This is a genomic window from Bythopirellula polymerisocia (assembly GCF_007860015.1).
In the GTDB taxonomy this organism is placed as follows: domain Bacteria; phylum Planctomycetota; class Planctomycetia; order Pirellulales; family Lacipirellulaceae; genus Bythopirellula; species Bythopirellula polymerisocia.
In genome coordinates this window covers 46672-67726 of record NZ_SJPS01000005.1, presented here as the reverse complement: position 1 = coordinate 67726, position 21055 = coordinate 46672, and the positions used below count along the sequence as shown (strand labels likewise).

Annotated in this window: 9 protein-coding genes; 4 read left to right on the top strand and 5 right to left on the bottom strand. The window is 53.4% G+C overall.

Annotated features, from left to right (window positions below; translation table 11 throughout):
• Positions 1 to 15 precede the first annotated feature (15 nt).
• From Pla144_RS16225 to Pla144_RS16215, 3 genes are all read left to right on the top strand, one after another.
• Positions 16 to 1281, top strand: coding sequence for a dipeptidase (locus Pla144_RS16225; RefSeq protein WP_146451755.1), 1266 nt, complete (start codon positions 16 to 18; stop codon positions 1279 to 1281).
• An 842-nt stretch (positions 1282 to 2123) separates the two neighbouring features.
• Entirely contained in the window at positions 2124 to 2438 is a 315-nt protein-coding gene (locus tag Pla144_RS16220) for a hypothetical protein (RefSeq protein ID WP_146451754.1), read from the top strand.
• Between the two features lie 267 nt (positions 2439 to 2705).
• On the top strand, positions 2706 to 4151 hold the full coding sequence (locus Pla144_RS16215) for a J domain-containing protein (RefSeq protein ID WP_146451753.1): 1446 nt from the start codon (positions 2706 to 2708) through the stop codon (positions 4149 to 4151).
• 378 nt (positions 4152 to 4529) lie between these two features.
• On the opposite strand, the gene Pla144_RS16210 is transcribed toward Pla144_RS16215, so the two are convergent.
• The 3 genes from Pla144_RS16210 to Pla144_RS16200 all read right to left on the bottom strand — a co-directional run bounded on the left by Pla144_RS16210 (position 4530) and on the right by Pla144_RS16200 (position 7717).
• Positions 4530 to 5387 (bottom strand): lipase family protein, encoded by an 858-nt coding sequence (locus Pla144_RS16210; RefSeq protein ID WP_146451752.1) that lies wholly within the window; start codon positions 5385 to 5387, stop codon positions 4530 to 4532.
• 267 nt (positions 5388 to 5654) lie between these two features.
• Positions 5655 to 7376, bottom strand: coding sequence for a gamma-glutamyltransferase (gene ggt, locus Pla144_RS16205; RefSeq protein ID WP_146451751.1), 1722 nt, complete (start codon positions 7374 to 7376; stop codon positions 5655 to 5657).
• 38 nt (positions 7377 to 7414) lie between these two features.
• Positions 7415 to 7717 carry a hypothetical protein gene (locus tag Pla144_RS16200; RefSeq protein ID WP_146451750.1) on the bottom strand — a complete coding sequence of 101 codons (303 nt, stop codon included), beginning with the start codon at positions 7715 to 7717 and terminating at the stop codon, positions 7415 to 7417.
• Between the two features lie 30 nt (positions 7718 to 7747).
• On the opposite strand from Pla144_RS16200, the gene Pla144_RS16195 reads away from it, so the two are divergent.
• On the top strand, positions 7748 to 11110 hold the full coding sequence (locus tag Pla144_RS16195) for a golvesin C-terminal-like domain-containing protein (RefSeq protein ID WP_146451749.1): 3363 nt from the start codon (positions 7748 to 7750) through the stop codon (positions 11108 to 11110).
• On the opposite strand, the gene recQ is transcribed toward Pla144_RS16195, so the two are convergent.
• Together recQ and Pla144_RS25315 are read right to left on the bottom strand one after the other, a co-directional pair.
• A complete protein-coding gene (gene recQ, locus Pla144_RS16190; protein ID WP_146451748.1) occupies positions 11107 to 12957 on the bottom strand; it encodes a DNA helicase RecQ in 1851 nt (616 codons plus the stop codon). The genes Pla144_RS16195 and recQ overlap by 4 nt on opposite strands.
• A gap of 101 nt (positions 12958 to 13058) precedes the next feature.
• Positions 13059 to 21047: a hypothetical protein gene (locus Pla144_RS25315; RefSeq protein WP_261342329.1), complete on the bottom strand. Its 7989-nt coding sequence runs from the start codon at positions 21045 to 21047 to the stop codon at positions 13059 to 13061.
• Between the last annotated feature and the right edge of the window lie 8 nt (positions 21048 to 21055).

Sequence of the window (21055 nt, the reverse complement as noted above, 5' to 3'; positions counted from 1 at the left end):
TTGACGGCAATTTGCATGAACGAATTAATAAACAACCACTACCTCTTTACCTCGACAGTAATTCTAACGGCAGTTCTCTCGACTACTTGTCGAGGAGAAGATAGTGCGGGACCGCAGGATCGATCTCCTGTGGTACTCACAGATCAGGCACGGGAAATCCATTCGCGGGCAATCGTTATCGACGGCCACAATGATCTACCCTGGGAACTGCGGGCCCAAGGGTCTCTCTCGTTCACTCGCCTGGACATATCGCAGCATCAAGACTCTTTGCAGACCGATATCCCCCGACTACGTAAGGGGGGACTCGACGTTCAGTTTTGGTCCGTTTATGTTCCCGCCAGCACTGCTTACGATGGCACGGCTTTGACGGCGACGCTTGAACAGATCGAGATGGTCAATGCGATGATCGATCGCTATCCGGAGACTTTTGAACTGGCGTTAACCGTGGCCGACATTCGCCGCATCTGCGCCGACGGGAAAATCGCCTCGCTCATTGGTGTCGAAGGTGGCCACTCGATCGAGAACTCGCTCAATGTACTTCGCCAATTGTACCGCCTGGGCGCACGTTACATGACGCTAACACACTCGGACACACTTGATTGGGCCGATTCAGCGACAGACAAACCTCGGCATAATGGACTGACCCCATTCGGCGAAGACGTCGTTGCAGAAATGAACAAGCTCGGCATGTTGGTTGATATATCTCATGTTTCACCGGACACGATGAAACATGTCCTGCGAGTCACAAAGGCCCCAGTGATTTTCTCCCACTCATCAGCCCGGGCAGTAGCAGACAGCCCTCGCAACGTCCCTGACGATGTCTTGAAGTTAGTTGCCAAGAACGGTGGAGTCGTGATGGTGAATTTCTTTTCAGGATTTGTGGTCCCCTCTGCAGCGGATCGTTATCATCGTCGCCTAAACTACGAACGAGAGCTCAAGGCGGAATTGGATGATGATACCCAAGTTCGCATTGAGATACGAAAATGGGATAAGCAGGAACCAAAGATGGAGCGTGGCACGATTCACGACCTTATCGACCACATCGACCACATCGTTCAGGTGGCAGGCATAGACCACGTCGGCCTTGGTTCCGATTTCGATGGCGTCTCCGTCCTGCCAACGCAATTGGACGACGTCGCCAGTTATCCTTACATCACCCAGGCGCTGTTAGATCGCGGCTATAACGAAGCCGACATCAACAAAGTGTTGGGGGAGAATCTGCTGCGCGTGATGGAAGAAACAGAAAAAGTCTCCGAGCAGTTGGCCACGGAGAAGAAGTAATCCACTTTTTCCCCAGCTGAATTCCCAAGATTACAGGTTGCGTAAAGCCACCCATCTTTGCTCGGTCTTGCGCAGCCGCGGCGGGAGTTTTGTCTCGTCGATTTCGTAGAAAACTTTTTTCACAAAACAAAACCTCGCCTCTCCGTGACAAAACTCCAAGTGCTTCGAGCTCTCGAAGATGAGGCAGCAACTCCGCTAAATTACCCTTCCACAAGTGGGAGAGTGCCTAAAACGCCTGATCATCGCGTACGGTGATTCAGCCACGTCGCAGTTCGCGGCCAGATGAAAAACAGTTCGATTGTCAAAGATCGTCGTGCTGGCTCTTAACCGTCTGCCAGATATTTATGCGATACTCTTGTTTGATGTCTGAAAACCGTTGGCTGACTGCTTTCACTTTGTTCTAACAGATCGGGTGGCCAAAAACTTGCGCAAAGTTGCGGGAAATGGCTGGCAAAGAAAAATGGCACAATGCGGCCAGAACGCATCGATTTTGGAGTCATAACGATGTGATGAACCCGCCATGATTCACATAATTTTAAATTCCTAAATCGCTTCGGCGTTTGCCACTTGTGCAGTTTGATAGCGAGATCGAGTTTGTTGTTTTTCGCTTGCGTGGAATTCAGCCAGCTATTACATGACACGCTTCGCTCTGGGGTTAGGAGTTGTCAGGTCCGTGAGGAGCGTTTTCACTTTTACGGCGCGAACCCACCGACCACGTCGCAGCGCCATAAATGCGACGAATGCTAGGAAAATTAGGTTTGCCTGCAAGGTCATCGTTGATGTAAATTGTGGTCTTTCGCTGCAGGTGGGATACAAACTCTGACATAACCTGGGAGTCTTCGATGACAAAGAAGTCGAAGGTGAATAGGGATCACGAGCAACGGCGGCTGGGTAATCTGATACCAATGTACAGTTTCTTTCTGAATCCCTACAGAGACCTTCGCTTTACCAGTTCATGCCCCAGCTTCTCCGGCAAGACAAAGCAACGGAAACTTCCATTGGCTATCCACGTGAGTGATTGGGGGATGGTCATCCTCAACAAGACTTGCTGGTTTTGTCCTGTGTGCGAACTTTTGATTTGTCATCAGGATGAAATCGAAGGACTTCTAGTGCAGTTGTTCGCGGAATCGGCACCACGAAGAGTGGGAGAATCTTAGCATTCGGCGGGCTTGCCGCTCTCGTCGTGGCCGGTCAGGGGCTACTGATCATAGTCGGCCTTCTCAGATGAGCGACATTCGGCCGTTCTTTCGCCCACGATGAGTATTGGCTACAGGTTTGACTCCGCGCCCGTCGCCCAGTAAAATGATGCTTCTGCACTGAGTCTTCTGCACCTGACGTTCGAGAGGCGATTTGTGAGTTCTCAAGGAACTTAAATTCCGATCGCAAGGTTCCTTTTCCCTAACTTGGCTTTCTATGACGGTCGCATGAAAGCAAACGATCCCGCGCACGAACACTACCGCACGCTTGGGTTGCACTGCGATGCAAGTGCCACTGAAGTTCGGGATGCGTATTACCGGCTGGTATTTTCGCATCACCCTGATCGCAACCAGGGTGACCCCTACGCCGCAGCCCGCTTCAAGAAAATTCAATTCGCGTATGAGTGGCTGTGCAAACGTCGCGTTGAGGCGGAACCACGGGAGATCGAGCAGTTTCCATTCATTTCTCCAACGAGTCCCCGCGTTGGATTCTCTTGGCATTGGCTCACGGCTGTCATCGCTGCGGCAGCACTGGCTGCGATGCTATTGGCGTTCGGACGCGAGAAGATTCTAGTTGCAACCGCACCCGTTCTGGAGTCCGTTGCAAACAGTCAGCCTAGTGGCGATAGCCATGCGGCGGCACCGCTTCATGAGGCATCGCGACCCGTTTTCGCTAATGATGGCGACTTGAACGAGGCACCCAACGTTTTTGTATTTTTTCCCAAAGATGAATTCATGAGTCGCAGCGACGACCTTGCGACGACGCCGACAGTTACAAGTCAAAACAAGGTGCAAAGTGCGTCGGCCGTGGAACCGTCTGAATTCGGCCCGCTCGCGGCTGCTCAAGAACAAGTGATTTCTGCCAACAAGGGCCCGAGCAACTCCCCTGATTCCGAGGAATACTCGGCAGCCTGGGCCGATCTGGAGTCGGCTACCGACTGGGAAGCGGAGCACGAGGCTTACGAATATCGCCACCATACGTCGGCATATCGCGTGAATCGTGACTACCAATGGGTATCCGGTATTCAACCGCTTCCGGAAACTCAAAGTCACGCATCGATTCCCGCCGTTAAACGCATGAACCAAATTCCTAATAGCGCGGCTTTGCCTGACTGGGGTCAGACAAACTTTCCTTGGCAGCGGCCACTTGATTCGCGAAGCGACCACGCTGCACAGATCGGAGTTGGGCTCCCTGGCTTTGGACTCAATGGCATTAACACGAAGCCAACGGGCTTCCAGAGTCCGTCGTCCGCTAACCAGCCGACCAAAAGACTGGCACCTCCAAATCACCCTGGCTCACTTGATATGTCACGAATACATCAGCCAGCGCCGTTTGATCATCCGGTCGCTGGCAATGCCTGGGAGAAGTCGCTACCTTCAAAACTTCTGCTTAAGGTCGAGTCGCGGCCGCTGAAATCACTGTCCGAGACGAACGGGCTCTGGACAAAGAATACCAATTTACAATCTCGTTCTGACGCCATTCTATCTGCCCCCAGTTTCTCTCGGGAAAAAGTCTTCTCTCCAGAGAAGGCATTACTGCCTGCCACCTACGGTAACAACAATCGGGCACTACAACCAACCGGCCAGCGGATGGAGAAGTTACGCTTGCCGCCAACGAGGGCCAGCACCATCGACGCACCTATCGACTTTCACTCCGAGTGGTCGATTCGCTAATCCGCGACGGAACGAGTAAGACGCTCATAGTGAGCGAAGTGAAGCCATGGACGGCCTAAAATCGGAAAGGCGGACCAAGCGACACCGAGATCCTCAGGATGTGGCAGCAGCACAGGCTGCCATTGCATCCGGCGTGCAATTTAAGGATAAACGTAATCCTGGGTGGCGACAAAGTTCGCGGAGCTCACTTTACCTTACCCAGGGCTAAGGGCTTTAGTCACTTCGTGATACCGACGCATTGAGCCATTGGTCGAAACAATTCCAAGGCTTTCTATCTGCGGAGTTGGAGCCACTGTATTTCCTGACGATCCAATTGGGCTTCTCAGTGAATTCGGTGGAGGCCATTGAGTCGTCGGTGTTCGGTCACGTGACGAAACCTTAGTCACCCTTGTCATCTCGGCCCGCGACTATCGACTGGCTTTCCTTCTCGACCGCTCGGGCGATGTGGTCGGTATATTGGTGGATACTATGATCGCTAAGAAAGTCCAGCTTCCACTTGAAGAGCCCTGCCATGAGTCCCCGCCAGCGATCCCGGCTGCGAAGGACGCCTGTTAGCTTACGAATACGACCATAGCGATCAAGATAGACCTCCTCGCCACTGTGGCGGAAACCCATCCACGCTGGCGGTACCCGGGTTACAACGTCATTGTTGTGTACCCAGCGGAAGTGTTTGACGTTGCCTTGCTTGACGTATCGCCTGCAACCCACACGAGGACTCCCAAAAGTGTGAAGTTCTTGGGGGTTGGCCAACATCGAACTCTGCAGGCAACGGAAGGCACAGATCGTGGCAATCGCACCACCAAGAGAATGGCCACAGAACCAAAGATCTTTGTCATTCTGTTGAATCGCACTTTCAAGCAACGGCCATACATCGTCCACCTCACGGTTAAAGCCGCTATGGACTTTGCCAAGAGCACCCACCACTGCTAGTGTGGCATTGGCATCAGCCTTGACATCGTTCCATTCGTTGGGCTCCGTCCCCCGACATGCAACGACGCAATCGTAATCATTGCGAAATAGAAAGGCTTGAGCTCCGTCGTTGTCGAGCAATGTTGCGGAGGGAAAGCCTATTGCTGTCGATGCTCTGTGGGCTTCACTTTCGTCATTATACGAGATCATGGCAAGTTCGGCGAAAACCAAAGCTCGCTCTAAGAAACTCAGGCTTGGCAAGGGAGCTTGCACGGCCGAGTGAAGGACGAGTGGCTTTTCACCAGTATCTTGGATGATTTGTGGCATGAGAACCTCTCTCGTCGAAACATTATCGTAATATTTCCGAAATCGTGTGCCGAGGAACTAATATATCATTCATCCGGTTCTCGCTACGAGAAGTAAGTTCAAGTGAGGGTGTCCGGTAATTCACATCGGTAGGATGGGTGGTTCAGTCGGCCAATTCGGGTCATTGACTCACTCCGCTCTCTGCCGACAGGTTCACCCATCTTTGGTCTCATTTCAAAGATGGGTGCAAGCACCCCATCCTACGGATCTCACAATTTCCTAACTCCCTTAATTCCTTGATTGCTTCTTCTGTTCACGGGTAACCGTCCCTGCCTTGCCTGGCACGCGGGGATCATGCACACCGGTCAATTTCCCCTTCGAGTCTAATCCCACGGCTTGCGTTACGCCGCTTGAATCAATCGACTCAATCTTGTGCCCTTTCTGCTTAAGACCTTCGATGATTTTCGCAGGGACCGCTGCTTCAGCAAGCACGCTATCGGGGTGCCATTGGTGATGAACGCGTGGCGCAGCAACTGCGGCGGGGAGTTCTTCCTGCAAGTCGAGATGGCGGAGAAGTGTTTGCAAGACCTGTGTGATGATTTTCGGGCCCCCTGCGGCACCAACCGTGAGGATTGGTTTTCCTTGCTTGTCGAGGACAATGGTTGGACTCATACTCGACAAAGGGCGCTTGCCGGGAGCGATCGCATTGTTCTCTGCTCCGACCAGGCCGAACGCATTGGGTACCCCTGGCTGGCTGGAGAAATCGTCCATCTCATTGTTCAAAACGATGCCCGTGCCGGGGACAATCACTTTGGATCCAAACGTGGTGTTGACCGTCGCGGTGATTGCCACCCAGTAGCCTTCTGAATCGGCAGCGGAAATGTGTGTGGTGTGTTTGCCGAAGACTTTCTCTTTCGCGCGGGGAGGAACGCCGTGCAGAGGGACAGGCCGAGCCTTCTGCGGGTCAATTCGCTCAGCAAGTGTCTTGGCATAATCTTTGCCGATCAATTCCCGTGGCACCTCGACGAAGTCAGCATCACCGAGCCAATAGGCCCGATCCACGAAGGCCAGCTTCATGGCTTCGATCACGATGTGGGTCGCACGTACCGGATCGCGCTCGTACTCTTGGGCCAGATCAAAGTTTTCCAGGATGTTGAGAATCTGTGCCACATGCACACCACCCGAACTGGGCGGGGGGAAGCCGATGATTTGCCAATCGCGGTAAGTCGTTACCAAGGGTTCGCGTTCAACAGGCTCGTAGGTGGCGAAGTCTGCAGCCGTCAGAATTCCGTCGTGCTCAGCCATCCACTGGCCAACCTGCTGGGCGAACTCACCCCGATAGAACCAATCCAACCCGTGCTCGGCAATTTGGCGATAAGAATTCGCTAAGTCCGGTTGTCGTAGTACCTCTCCTTCTGAATAGGGGTTGCCATCCTGTCTTAACAAAGGATTTTTTCCGCCCGAGAGCCTTGCCAACGTTTTTGCTTCCCTTGCCAACTTACCAGAATAAACCCGATCAATCGCGAATCCTTTTTCCGCGATCTCGGCTGCAGGCAAGATGAGTTCAGGCAAGGTCCGCTTGCCGTATTTCTCTAAGGCGAGGGAATACGCCGCCAACGCGCCTGGCACTGCGACGGCCAGCGGTCCCGTGGTACTAAGCTCAGGCTGTGCAACACCTTCACGGACATACATATCGCGAGTTGCAGCAGCTGGCGCTTTCTCGCGACCGTCAATGGCTGCCAATGATCCATCGGGCAAACGAATAAGAATGAAGCAGCCACCACCTAGACCGGAATTGTGGTTGTCCACGACTCCCAAAGTCAGTGCAGTGGCTATGGCAGCATCGACAGCATTGCCCCCCTGCTCGAATGCATCCAGTCCCGCCTGAGTTGCGAGAGGGTTTACTGAGGCTACCACGCACTCATCAACCGCATCGGCAGCAAGACTAGTCATGTTTAATAAGAGCGTGGTTAGCGACAGCAAGCCCAAGAGTGTTAGCCTAGTTTCCATAATGAATGTTTATCATTTTCGTGTGAGTTGTAATACGATTAAGAACGCATATCAATTAGCAGTATGCCATAAGAATTCAGCTTCTTGTAGGCCGGACCGAGTGTAGCGAGTTCCGGCAATGGGACACGTGAGATTAGGCACTGCCGGGACTCGCGTAGCTCGTTCAGGCCCATGGGTTGGGAACGCTTGAGCGGCAAACCGAGGTTTTGCGCAGTCTGTTGTCTGCGTTGCGCACCGAAAATAGGGGCTGCCAAAAGCTGTTTCTTGGCGAAATGCCGAGTATAATGGAACTTGGCACTCCCGGAACAAATGGCACCGCGACCAATCTCATTGGTTCGCATTCTTATTCTTTAATCCTTTGATGGTATCCGATGAATCTTAGATCGCTGAAACTAATATCCAAGAGTTTTTCAACATCACTTAGCCGGAAAAAGGCAAGCAAGAAAAATCCTGAAAAGCAGCTTCGCTACGAGCCGCTCGAACCACGGCTGGTTCTCGCTGCAGCAGGGTTGGTCGACGTTGGTGCGCAGCCCGAGGGGGCGCTCTCTGGCAAGATCGTTTACACGAGTGGTGGACATGGCATTGTCGCCAACAGCAATGGCAACTGGGGGTTTCAGCGTCCTCTGCTCTTAAACATGATTGAAGACCTGGGAAACCAGGACCAAATGTCTTCATTCGCAGAGTATGCCTTCAATGCCGGAGCGACGGTCGTACCAATGCGACCGGTTGGCCATCAACCCAACGAGATTATTCTTGACAACGATGATGTAGAAGTGACTTTTTCAGGTGCTTGGAGCAACAGCAGCGCGAGTGTCTATTTTGGCGATCCAGGCGATGTTCCTTATCGCTTTGCGAGTACCTCTGCTTCAGAAACCGCGGTAGCGACCTATCGGCCTAATGTCTCCGAAGCAGGTTTCTATCCCGTCTATGCCTGGACGCGTGCCGGTTCGGATCGAGCATCGGATCAGCTGTATCGAGTGAATCATTCAGGGGGCAGCACGGAAGTCACGGTCAATCATCGTATGGTCGGTACCGGAATCATCTATCTGGGAACCTACTATTTTGAGGCGGGCACCGCTGGCTCTGTGGAGATCAGCAATCGATCCAGTGACGGTAGCAGGGTCGTGATTGCCGACATGATTCGCTTTGGCAACGGCGTAGGAGACATCAACCAAGGGGCAGGCGTTTCCGGCCGCGACCGATCAGACGAGGCCTCACTCTACTGGATCAAATGGCATGTCGATCACTCCCAGGGAATTCCTGATTCTGAGTATCGATCTTCGTCAGATGATGGAAGTGCCAATGTGAGTGCACCCATCCGCTATGCTGAATTTATGAATCAGTCTGGAGAAGGTTCAATCTCAGATCGCGTCTATGTCGGGTTTCATTCCAATGCCGGAGGCGGACGGGGAACTGTTGGTCTACATAACACCAACTCAGGTGGCGCTACTCCCAATCAACTTCTTTTGGCTCAATCGCTTGGCAAGGAAGTCAACGACGACTTAGTCGATCAGAATGGTGTTTATGAGCACAACTGGAACGACCGAGGCAACAATATTACGTACCAGGCTTCATTCAATTACGGTGAGCTCAACAACTTATACATCAACAACGAGTTCGACGCGACCATCTTGGAAGTGGCGTTTCACGACAGCCAACTCGATGCTGAGTTATTACGCGACGCTGATGTAAGAGCGGCCACCTCTCAGGCAACTGTGCAAGGCTTAGTCCGCTTTTTTAATTCCATCGATGGGGGGGCTACTCCGATCGCCATGGCCCCCGGCAAAGTCACTGGCATCCGAGCCGAGACGGCCGGCAGTGGCAGCGTGACCGTTTCGTGGGTTCCTCCTGTAGCGAACACCTACAATGGCGATGCCGCTACAGGCTACATGGTCTACGGTTCGACCAATGGTTATGGCTTCGATGGCGGAACGTTTGTTGCGGGCGGTGCGGCGACTTCTCATACTTTTACTGGACTCGATTCGAATGAAGGGCCCTATTACTTTAAGGTGGTGACCATCAACGCGGGGGGAGCATCCCCCGATTCAGAAGTTGTTGCGGCAATCCCAAATGTGGGACCAAAAGACATTCTGATCGTCAATGGTTTTGACCGGCTTAGCCGCCAGCAAAACCCGGTCCAGTCTGGTGCGGAACGGGTACGTCCTCGTCAGAGCAATTCTTATGACTACGTCGTACAAGTTGCCTCAGCAATTGAAGCTAGCGCTCCAGGCTTAGTGGTCGACACGACTTCTAACGAAGCTTTGATCTCAGGTAACATTCAACTTGCCAATTACTCAGCGGTGTTTTGGATTCTGGGCGAAGAGTCGACCGACGATCACACCTTTGATCCAACCGAGCAGTCGCTCGTTTCCAATTATCTTGCTAGTGGTGGCCAGTTGTTTGTCTCCGGCAGCGAAATCGCTTGGGATCTCGATAGCCAGAATAATGGCCAAGCGTTCTACAACAACAGTTTGCGGGCCGATTATGTTGCAGACGATGCCAATACTTACAATGTTCAGGGGGCAGTCGGCTCGATCTTTGAGGGACTCACCTTCTCCTTCGATAATGGCAACCAATTCTACAACGTGGACTTCCCCGACAGGATCTCGCCACTGGGAGGGGCTACCACATCACTCAGTTATGTCGGGGGCTCCGGTGGAGGAGCGGGAATTCAATACGACAGCGGATCAGGCACAAAGGTAGTGAATGTGGCGTTCCCAGTTGAAACGATCACCAGCGAGTCGCTGCGGAACGCTTTCTTTGGCCGAGTTCTTGACTTTTTCAACTTCGATGTCGAGCTCTCCGACCTGGAGCTGATCCTGGACAACGACGATGGCCCAGGTGTTTACACTGAGACTGGCACTTGGACGACTTCCACCAGCCCGGGATTCAATGGAGGTACTTATCGGTTTGGTGTCGTTGGCAGTCCTGCCACTGCGACTTGGAATTTTTACGCACCCTTCGCCGGTGAGGGAGAAGTCTTCGTCCAGTATGCCAGCGGGTCAAATCGAGCGGACGACACGGTTTATCACGTCAATACTGGTAACGGCGTTGAAGATGCCAGCATTGACCAAAAGGTGAACAATCTGACCTGGGTTTCGTTGGGGAATTTCTCTTTCACGGCTGGCTCCAACCAAATAGTTCTCGATGCCCAAGCCAGCTCGGGCGGTTCCGTAGTGATCGCCGATGCGGTACGGGTTCTCATCCCGGCACCTTCGACCGACTCAGCAGATTTCGATGAGGACGGTGATATTGATGGCCGCGATTTCCTTGCCTGGCAACGTGGCTTTGGCAAAGCCAGCCCAGTGCTTGCTGATGGAGACGCGAATACGGATAGCAGTGTCGATGAATTGGACTTAGGGGTCTGGCAGACTCAATACGGTACGACACCATTGGTAGCCTCACTCGCGATTCCGGACGTTGATATCTCGATAGCCCTGGTTTCCACGGCGGTAGAGGAAGAATTCAGTGAACTGGCAGGAATTGTACAAACCTCGCGAATCAGCCAAATTTCATCTCGACCAGCATTCACGGCAGCGAGACGCGTTGCAATGGACTCGGTGTTCGAGAAAACCTTCGAGTCAGAGCATTCTTTGACACGTAACGCTGCGACCCAAGATGCAGAATCATTTTTCTTGCATCTAGTCACGGACTCGCTGCAAGAGGACGAAGAAGTTAATGTCGCACTTGACTTGGCATTTGAGGATTTGAGCAGTGAGATCGATGCGTTTTAACCTGCACTTAGAAACTGACGAATGCAGGTGACAAACTCATCTCCATATTCGCTCAGTTTCTTCTCGCCGACTCCCGACACTTGTCGGAATTCGGCGAGCGTCGTCGGCTGGCTACGGGCCATGTCGCGAAGGCTCTGATCGCCGAACACAATGTATGCCGGCACGCTCCGTTCGTGAGCCAAGTCCCGTCGTAGCCTGCGGAGTTCTTCGAACAACTCGCGGTGAACTCCTTCCCACTGGTCGCCTTCCTCTGTCGATCGGCTTCTGGATGAACTGCTCGCTTTAACAGGTTTCAAGAGCCTCGGAGTGAGCTCGCCTCGCAACATCTCACGCCCCAATTGCGTCACGGTGAGCAAGTTGTATTCGCCTGACTTCTCCAAGAATCCTTGTCCAACCAGTTGCTCCGTCCAGTCGCGCACAGTACGCAGCGGGAGTTCCTCCAAAAGGCCATGAGTACTTAACTTCTCGTGCCCCCTTTCGATGATCCGCTGGTCGTTCGACCCGACGAGGACTTTCGCAGTGTAGTCGGCTCCATACCGCTCTTCCAATCGCAAGACACAAGAAAGAATTTTCTGCCCAATAGTCAGAGCGTCATCAATCGTTTCGATCTCGCATAGGCACGCATCACAAGCGCCGCAATTGTCTCGTTCTAGCTGCTGACCAAAATAAGCAACGAGGGAATGATGGCGACAGGTCGCCGAGTGGCAAAAGTCGGACATGGCATTAAGCGCTTCAAGAGCACCTAGCTGCCCCTCTTCGGCTCCAGGCTGATTCTGTGCTCCTTGCTCGATCAGTCGCCGCCACAACGCCGCGTCGCCCCCGGAATAGAGCAGCAAACATTCTGCTTCTAGGCCGTCGCGGCCAGCGCGACCGCTTTCTTGCTGATATTGCTCAAGAGACTTGGGCATGCCGGAGTGGATCACATATCGCACATTGGATTTATCGATTCCCATGCCAAAGGCGACTGTAGCAACGATCACATCGACCTCTTCCTGGGCGAATTCACTTTGATGCCGCTGTCGTATCTCATCGTCCAGACCGGCATGATATGGTCGCACCCGCACCCCCGTTGCCGCCAGCGTTGCGGCGGTTTCTTCCACCTGCTTGCGGCTGATGCAGTAAACGATGCCTGCGGCACGAGGGTGCTGATCGATAACCGAGCGAATCTGATCGATGGCCCGATTCTTTCGCTTCACGCGATAGATGAGATTAGGCCGATCGAAGTCACCCACCAACATCTGGGCGTCCTCTAAATCAAGCTGCTCGGCGACGTCCTGACGCACGCGTTCAGTCGCTGTCGCCGTATAGGCGTGCATACCGACGCCAGGCAAGGCCTTTCTCAATAGCCGCAGTTGCCGATACTCAGGACGGAAATCGTGGCCCCAGGAACTGATACAGTGGGCCTCGTCCACAGCGATTTGGGCAACAGGAATCGACTTGAGGAATTCGATGGTGCGTGGCTGCACGACTCGTTCCGGGGCCACATACAGCATCCTCATTTCACCGCTGCGAATTTCCTCGGCGATCTGACGTTTCTCGTCGGGGCCTATCATACTGTGGACACAAGCGGCACGCACGCCGCAATCGGTAAGTGCGTCGACCTGATCCTTCATCAGCGAGATCAGTGGCGAGACGACCACCGTGAGGCCTTCGAGGCAAACCGCCGGTACCTGATAGCAGAGGGATTTTCCGCCACCCGTCGGTAGAACAACTACCGAGTCGCGATGCTCCATGGCACATTGCATGGCCTGCAGTTGCAGGGGCCGAAACTCATCATACCCCCAATAACGGCGCAGGGCATCCAGCAATTTTTGGTCGGCGGCGGTCGAGGCGGTAGCGTGGCTCATGACCGCAGTATTGTACGAACAGCGGCGATGGAGCAACAGATGCCCGATGCATGAAGTCGAATTGCTCTTACGATACGACTTTTTGGGGCTGACCCTTCGACCTAGCTTCCCATTTCGCTGAACACTTCGTCGAGGACTAGCTCAAAATCACTCTCCGATTCGCTTTCATCAGCACCTAAGTGAAGCTCTTCGGCATCCCATTCGTTTCTGGAAGTGACGCTGAAGGAGGCTCTCTCAATGCGGGCCTGTTCAAATTGAGGTTCGGCAGAACTATCGATGTATTCCACTTCGGAGCGAGCACTCGCTTGTCCGGGAAGGCTCAACCAGAACAGGGCAGGGGAGATAGCAGCTTCACTGGCGGAGGATACCGAGGTCGTCGTCGGGTTGTTGTCCTCTACCGAGAGGGAAGCAATGAGCGAGACATGACTGCCATAAGCTGCTTGCCAACTGCTGAGGTTCGCACCGCCAATTCTTTGCAATGCGAGGAAGTCTCTTCCGTCCACGTCGCTGTCACCATCCTTGTCACCACTTGTTGCTGCAAGAGAACTGGAATTTGCATAAGCATTTGCCCATGCAGCCAGATTCTGAGTGGAACCATTGGTGCGTTGCAAAGCAAGGAAATCGCGGCCATCTACGTCGCCATCGCCATCGAAATCACCGCTACTGCCACTGGGTGAACTGGAATTCGCATAGGCTCCTGACCACATCGTTAGATCACCGCCATCAACCGATCCATTGTGGTTTCCATCCGCTGCCAGATATTGGGAGGAACCAAATCCGCGTTGCCAGGCGAGAAAATCTCGCCCGTCCACGTCGCCATCGCCGTCGTAATCCCCTTCCATGCCGGACTGTGGGGTGAGTGAAGGAGCCTTAGTGTCGTCATGTGGACCCGTAGGTTCATTCACTTGCAGCGAAGCTACTGGCGGATCGAAATTCCCAACGATCGGCAGGGCCAATTCGTCACCAAATTCAGCATAGATATCGAAGCCGAACGGAACCGGCGTAAAGGGATGATTGAGCGTGTTGGCCATCCCTGTGATACGGGCCGTACCGGCGTAGTCGTTGGAAATCAGGAAATACCATTCAGCAATAACGCGATCTGGCTGCGAGCTATTTCGCGGCACCCAGAGACCAATGTCGTCGATGCCATCCTGATCCATGTCGGCTGCCACAGGTCGATCGAGCACTCCTGGGAAGCCCCAAACAATTATTTGATCTGCCGCATCCGCAAAACCGTCGTTTGCAAAGTTGAAAAAGAACTGGTTGTTGTTGAAAACAGCCAGATCATCCAACCCATCGCCGTCGAAGTCTCCGACAATCGGATGTCCAAGTAGTGTGGTGGTAATGATCTCACCAGCCTGAATCACGAAATCGCGATTCAAATCAAAGCCCCATTTGCCCTGATTATAGAGGCCAATCTCGTCGCCATTGGCTGCGTTGTTGTCGAAATTACCAGCTACGGGTATGGCACCAGCCACATTGAAATTGGCCAAGAGCGGCTGAATGGTGATGATCTCACCATCCTGCAAGCTGACCACGCCATCATGGTTTTGATCCACAATCCAGCGGAAGTTTGGTGTGGCATTGCCCGGGATACCCGCCGCAGACCAACCGTAGGCTGCCAGGGTGTCAAATCCGCTGATGGCACCTCCTGCAACTCCTCCTCCCCCTCCGAAGGCTGCTAGTAATTCATTGGTATTGGAGAAAGTGATCGCTGCAGGATCGATCTGCTGCAACGAGGCGAGCGATGCTCCAGGCCCTACGCCGAAAGCCCGCAGGTTGTGGCCGAGTGTGGTCCCAATCGTGGTGACTTCATCGGCGAATGATCCTCCCTCATTGGGTAATCCGTCTGAGAGGAACACGACATTGGCACTGCCATTGGCTATTCCTGCCCCGTTAATGATGGAAATTGCATCCTGCAAGCCTGCCTCGAAATTGGTGCTGCCGCCGTCTTGCAACAGCATCAGGAGCTCGTCCACATCACGCATTCCATTGGCATTGCTGTCAGCTAGCGGGGTGGTAGTCAATTGCACGCCAGCGGTTACCGGGTCCATGTCGATAATCATGCTATTGGAAGCGAATGCCGCGATTCCAACTTGTGCTGTATTGCCTAGCCCGCGATCAATCAGTTGCTGGTTGAGCAATTTAAAGGCTGCAATCTGAGCATCGAGAATCGTATTTGAGGCACCGTCGTTATTCTGATCGCCGACTGGGTCGCCACCAAAGGCAGAACTTGTGCTGCCAGATACATCGATTACAAAGATGGCATTGTCTCCCTCGATCAAGCCGCCGCCGAGGCCAAATTTCCCGGCAAACAACAGGTCATGCACATTGTAAGACCCGGGAGCAAGCACACCGTTGATGTCGGCTACTGGCAAGGTAAAGGCAATGTCGACATTGCGCGAGTCACCACCCAATGGTGGATTCGGGTCCCAGGTGAAGTTCCCGTTAATGTCGATCGATATGCTCTGGGCTACGAAGGAGCCGATTTCTGGCCGGGTGTCTACGGTAAAACGTGCCTGGAAATTGGTTCCAGGAACTCCATCTCCGGAGGGGAAGAGAGGATCATCCAGTGGCTCGACGCCGTTGGATTCGCCATCCAACTTGTTTCCAACAGGATCGACCAAGTTGTCAAAAACGGTTAGCGTGAATCGATCATCAGGAAGTGGTTCTGTGAACGTCAAGATCACTGAATCAACCGCGGGCATTCCATCCACGTTCACGCCGGGTACAAACGTGATAGTCTGAATAGGGATGATCCCCACGTGATCGCCCACCAGCCGATAGTTGCCAGGAGTCTCGGCGATTCCCTCGACCAATCCGGGATAGTCGAAACCTGGTATTAACCTGTTGGGATTATCAACGAATTCGATAGTGAGTTGGTTCACCAGTGGAGTTGGGCCATCGACCGAAGGCTTGGGGTCAAAGAGGTCGTATTGGCGCTCGTCGGTGATGTAGACGTCATTGACTTGGGGGCCTTGGGTGTCGATGAAGATATCCAGATCGCCCACTCCATCGTTGATGATACCGTTCATTGGCATCGGGTTGCCAGCTACGTCCTCACCAGTGACCAACAAGCTCCGCAACCCATCTTTCGGTAAGCCAACAATCTCATTCAAATCGAGTGCAGTTACCAATTCCCAGTATCCTTCGGGATAAGCAACATTGCCATCAAGTGGCACGGCAACTGTTTGGCCTAAGAACGTATCGGTCGCCAGGTCGATGATGCCGTTGCCGTCGCGATCTAGATAGACTCGGATGATGCTATCAGCTTCTGCACGGCCCCACAGTCGCGGGGTGGTATCGCTAGTGATGCGATCTGCGTAGGTAGCGGGGACGGTGGTCACACCCGTGTCGCTGTCGGCAGCGAGACCATCCATTGCATTAACTCCGTCAGGCAACCCGAAGGATACCGGAGGAGTAAGTGTGTCGAGTTCTACCTGCAATGCCTGAGACAAAGCATGTCGACCAAGTTGGGCGGGATCGGCCGCGTCTCGGATCCAAACGGCTGCGCTAATGTGGTTGAAATCGCCCTCGCTCAAATCTCCTGCGGTAGCCGTGAATTCCCAAGTATTCCCAACACCAGTGTAGTAGGCGAAGCCAATCGAAACGGCATTGTTGAATACCTCGACGCCATAGTCGAACCCGAGAGTGGGAAGATCGTCGTTCACCGTGTCGGGACTAAGGTCGATATTGGCAAACTCATCGATACGGTCATCGTCGAGAATAATGTTAAACGTGGGAGTAGTAATCTTCGTAATATCGTCAGTGTTGTTGCGGCCTGAGTCGCTGGCAGCTTGCAGGTCGACGAGTTCTGGAATCGGTGCGGCAGTCACAATACCGGTGAAGTTATAGACGTTGATGCCGGAAGTGCCACCAACGGACTGGCCTTCAACTCGCAAGTAGTAGGTTTGATTGCGAACCACAGGAACATCGACACGTTCGCCAATCTTGATGCCAGTTGGGCCAAGAAGATCAGAAGCCGTGGCGATGGCTATCGGTAGACCATCGGAGTCATAAACACGAGCCAGGAGTTCGCCGTCTCCGGGAAGTCCTGCGCGACCGTTCGCTAAAGTACCAATTGGCTTGAAGTACAATTGCAAATCGAGAACACCAGTCTCCTGGGCAACGAACTGGAAGAAGTCGTTGTCACCTGGAATACCGAAGGGTCCCCCACCCGGATCGATGGTAGGATCGACATTAACGGTCGGTCCCGCTCCGAGGAATGTGGCATTTGCCAGCGAGTTGTTCGGCTCGAAGGGGTCGTACTTGAATACCACGAGTTGCCCCAGACCATCGGCTCCCGTGCCAGCAGTGATTGGATCGAGTGGCAGGACGAAAACCGTTTCCATAGTTTCATAAGCGATTTTCGCCAACGGACCTACCGAGACCGTACCACTTCGTCCATCAGGACCTAAGCGATGAACGACGGTGTCGCCCAATCCGTCGTCATTCACGACGAGGATGTCGCTGGCATTTGGCGCGTCACCAACAACAGTCACAGGGAGGCTCAAGGCTGGCGTGGCAACCAAGGTATCGGCGTGGGTCACGCGAACGGCATCATCACCATCGAGCAATTCGACGCGAATTCTTTCCACAGTCGAAAGGGTGTCCGTACGAACATTGCCGTTGACCGTCGAAATGACGGTCGTGGCATTTTGCTGACGAACATCGATCTCATCGTTCAAATTCGTGCCAGAGATCAATTGTGTGTCGGTACCGGCGCCACCTGTCAGAGTATTGTTGCCAGCGTTTCCAACAAGCGTGTCGTTTCCGTCATTGCCCGAGATCGTATCATTGCCGGCCCCGCCGATGAGAATATCATTGCCAGCCCCACCACTAATCGTTAGTGGAGTTGCCACGGCGAGTAAACTAGCGTCCACATTGTCATTACCTGCTCCCGCATTGATGGTCGCGGATACAAAACTGGTGGCTGACGCATCAGGAAGGCTTAGGATATCGATCCGGTCATTCCCGTTGTCGGCTTCGATCGTAATAGTTTGTAATCCAACCGGAAGCGCAGCATTGTTTAACACAATCGTATCGTCAGCATTCTCGGCGTCGATGGTCAGATTCGTTTTATTGGAGAAGTGGATCGGCTCAAAGGCATCCACGGTGATGCGGCCCGACGTTGCCGGGAACAGATCACTTTGATCGTAGGTGATTTGGTTGGCACCATTGAGCAAGCTGCCAATCATTGCACCGTTAACCACCATGTCTATTGCCGGAACATTGTCGATAATCGGCTCGAGTTCTTCGAAATAGATCGTTTGCACATTGCCCGCACCAGCTCCGACTATTTGGCTGATCCCTTGCCCAACGTCAGCACCGATGGTGATCGTATGACTTTCCCAGGTAGTGCCGTCAGTTTGAGCTAATTGCAGAGTATCGATCCCACGGTCGTAACCAAAACCTAATTCCTCATGCGGACAGGCTCCATCGCCATCGAAGCGAATGCCATCAGGGACGTTGATCAAGCCGTTACTGCTGTCGACGATCAGCGTATCGTTTCCTCCGATGCCAAAAACATTGATCTGCTCGACCAAAGCCAGGGCTACCGAGAACACGGGTGCCACCGAGTTGAGGAAGACGTCCAAGATGAGCGGATTCATTGCGTTGCGTATCAGCGTAATCACATCGTCTTGATTGACATGATCTTCATCGCCACAAATGTTGAGAACGCCAGACTCTTCAACGACAATCGAAGCGTTGTCAACAGAGTAGACTCCGCGGCCGAAAGTACCGGCAACGAGTATGTCGTCTGTCGCGTTATAATCTAGTTCATCAACGACAGCATTCGGCAAACCACTACCAAATCGCGTCCACTGGTCGCCAGGAGAGTCTAAGAGCAGTTTCGAAACGCCTAAGTTCCCGCCGACGACGAGTGCCCCAAGCCCGGAAGTGGGAACATAATCGATCGATTGAAGTCGCGTATTGATTAAACCCAGGTTGCGGGTGAGATTATTCCAGGTCATGCCCGCGTTCGTGGTTTCATAAACCGACGACCCATCGGCAACAAACATGTGTTGCCAATCTTCTGGATCGACGGTGATATCTTGCACCGTACCCCCTGGGAAGGCCGTGGGCGTAGCCGTCAATGTTCCGCCGACAGCGGAGCGAACATAGACGCCACTGCCTGACCCCGCGATCAAGACTTCCGCATTGTTGGCGCCACCTGTCCGTCCGCCATAAACCAATGTGCCTCGATTGACGCCCACGAATCCAGCACCGATCGGCACAGCTTGCCAGTTGGCCGCCGCGGCATTAGCAGCGGTCGCTGCATTGAGCAATTCATAAACTGGGCTCGTGCCCGGACTGTTGCCACTGGCGCCTGTTACCAACCTTGCTGGAGTCACTGTATTTAGTTCGTAGTGGGGCACAAACGGTGCGTTGAAATTCGCCAACCCGCCAGCCGGCATGAGGTCCACCTGGGCACCGACGATACCCGTGGCGGAATTGAAGGTGTAACGATTAAGCACACCAAGGTTTTGCGTGCTTGCGTAGCGAAAGACCTGCCCCGCACCCGCATTGACCGTATCTACCACAACATCGCCACCATCGGAGCCTTGAAATTGAGTCCAGATGACATTGCCAGGGCTATTCTGCACACTCGTCCCATTGTCCTGAGCTCCTGCAAACGCAACGTTGAATGTGCTGTCCCAAGAGACGTTGTGATACTCGGTAGCCCCAAGCCCTGTAGGTCCACTGCCATGCAACGAAGTCCAGCGATTGTTGGCCGCATCCTGGGGGTTCGTCATGAAGTAGACGCCCCCATCGTTGGCGTGGATCAAGACATTGTTCCCGGCAAACTGTAAGTCGCGACTGTCGGCGTGTGGACGAGTACCGCCATTTGCTCCCCCGCTGTCAATTAGCACCCAGCTGGATCCACCAGGATTGTAGCGATAGAGAATTGGACTGCCGCCGTAACCTTTGGCAATGTAAACGATGAGTGGATTGCTCGGATCGATGATCAATTGGTCGGAGGCCAAGCCTGTGTAAAGATCGGGCCGAGAACCATCAAAGCCGGCCGGAACTGCGCCAAGTTGGGTCCATGAATTCCCACCATTGGTCGAGGTAAAAACGACCGTTCGGACAGCGGCCAGTGTCATTGCAGCGTTCGAACCAGTGAATCCTGAAATCATCGCGTATAAGCGGGTTGTGCCGCCATTCGCATGCGCGGCCACCTCTATCGTCGAGGAAGTAGCAAGATTTGTCAGGTTGGTGTTGACTGCGGTCCAGTTCAAACCTCCATCTGTGCTTCGATAAACCCCTTGGCCTACAACGCCGGCGAAATACTGAGATGCATTATTTGGATCGGCGATGATTTGGGTAACGGATCCTGTCGGCAAACCATTGGTACCGGAAATGCCAGTGTAGGTCTGGCCTCCATCGGTGCTGCGCCACAGGCCGGTCGTATTGTTGGCACCCACGAGAACTACTTGCTGAACACCGCCTGCAACAGGGTCCGCATCAAAGGTAGTCGGCAAAACGGCCCGGATTTGCGGCTCAGTTCCACCCGGATTCACGGGAAACACCTGCCACGTATCACCACCATCGGTAGTGCGCATAACGCCAATGGAAGTTCCCCCCGCATTGGCCAGGCTGCTGGCACTACCAGTACCGGCAAATAGCGTGTTGCTTGTAACGTCCAAAGGATCGAAACGAATATCTCCGATTGCAAGCGAAGGGAATTGATCGGTCAGCGGTTCCCAATCGGGCTGCTCAGCAGGATCGTCGATTCCATTGGCTCCGTCATCATCCACCCCATTGAAAGGGGCATCACCATTCGTGGTCCGCCAGATGCCGCCATTCACCGTGCCAAGAAACATCCGCGAGGTATTGCTTGGATCAATGGCTATATCCTCAACACCGCCACTAGCAGGATTTCCTGGATCCGAAACGCTCCCAGCACTCACCATCGGACTGGAACCTTCGTTAATCCAGCCGGCCACATTCATGAGATCGACCGTTAGCATTTGACGGTCTTCGAGGTTTTCCATCCTCAGCAGTCGACCACGATAAGACTTGTATTCCAGAATGCGATCAAGCGAGCGGGAATGAGAAAAGAAAGAGCGAATACGGCCGACCATGATGTAAC

What these genes read in the sequence shown, in the direction of transcription:
- Pla144_RS16225 (WP_146451755.1), top strand. Translation starts at nt 16, where the DNA reads ATGAACGAATTAATAAACAACCACTACCTCTTTACCTCGACAGTAATT.
- Pla144_RS16220 (WP_146451754.1), top strand. Translation starts at nt 2,124, where the DNA reads ATGACAAAGAAGTCGAAGGTGAATAGGGATCACGAGCAACGGCGGCTG.
- Pla144_RS16215 (WP_146451753.1), top strand. Translation starts at nt 2,706, where the DNA reads ATGAAAGCAAACGATCCCGCGCACGAACACTACCGCACGCTTGGGTTG.
- Pla144_RS16210 (WP_146451752.1), bottom strand. Translation starts at nt 5,387, where the DNA reads ATGCCACAAATCATCCAAGATACTGGTGAAAAGCCACTCGTCCTTCAC.
- ggt (WP_146451751.1), bottom strand. Translation starts at nt 7,376, where the DNA reads ATGGAAACTAGGCTAACACTCTTGGGCTTGCTGTCGCTAACCACGCTC.
- Pla144_RS16200 (WP_146451750.1), bottom strand. Translation starts at nt 7,717, where the DNA reads ATGCGAACCAATGAGATTGGTCGCGGTGCCATTTGTTCCGGGAGTGCC.
- Pla144_RS16195 (WP_146451749.1), top strand. Translation starts at nt 7,748, where the DNA reads ATGAATCTTAGATCGCTGAAACTAATATCCAAGAGTTTTTCAACATCA.
- recQ (WP_146451748.1), bottom strand. Translation starts at nt 12,957, where the DNA reads ATGAGCCACGCTACCGCCTCGACCGCCGCCGACCAAAAATTGCTGGAT.
- Pla144_RS25315 (WP_261342329.1), bottom strand. Translation starts at nt 21,047, where the DNA reads ATGGTCGGCCGTATTCGCTCTTTCTTTTCTCATTCCCGCTCGCTTGAT.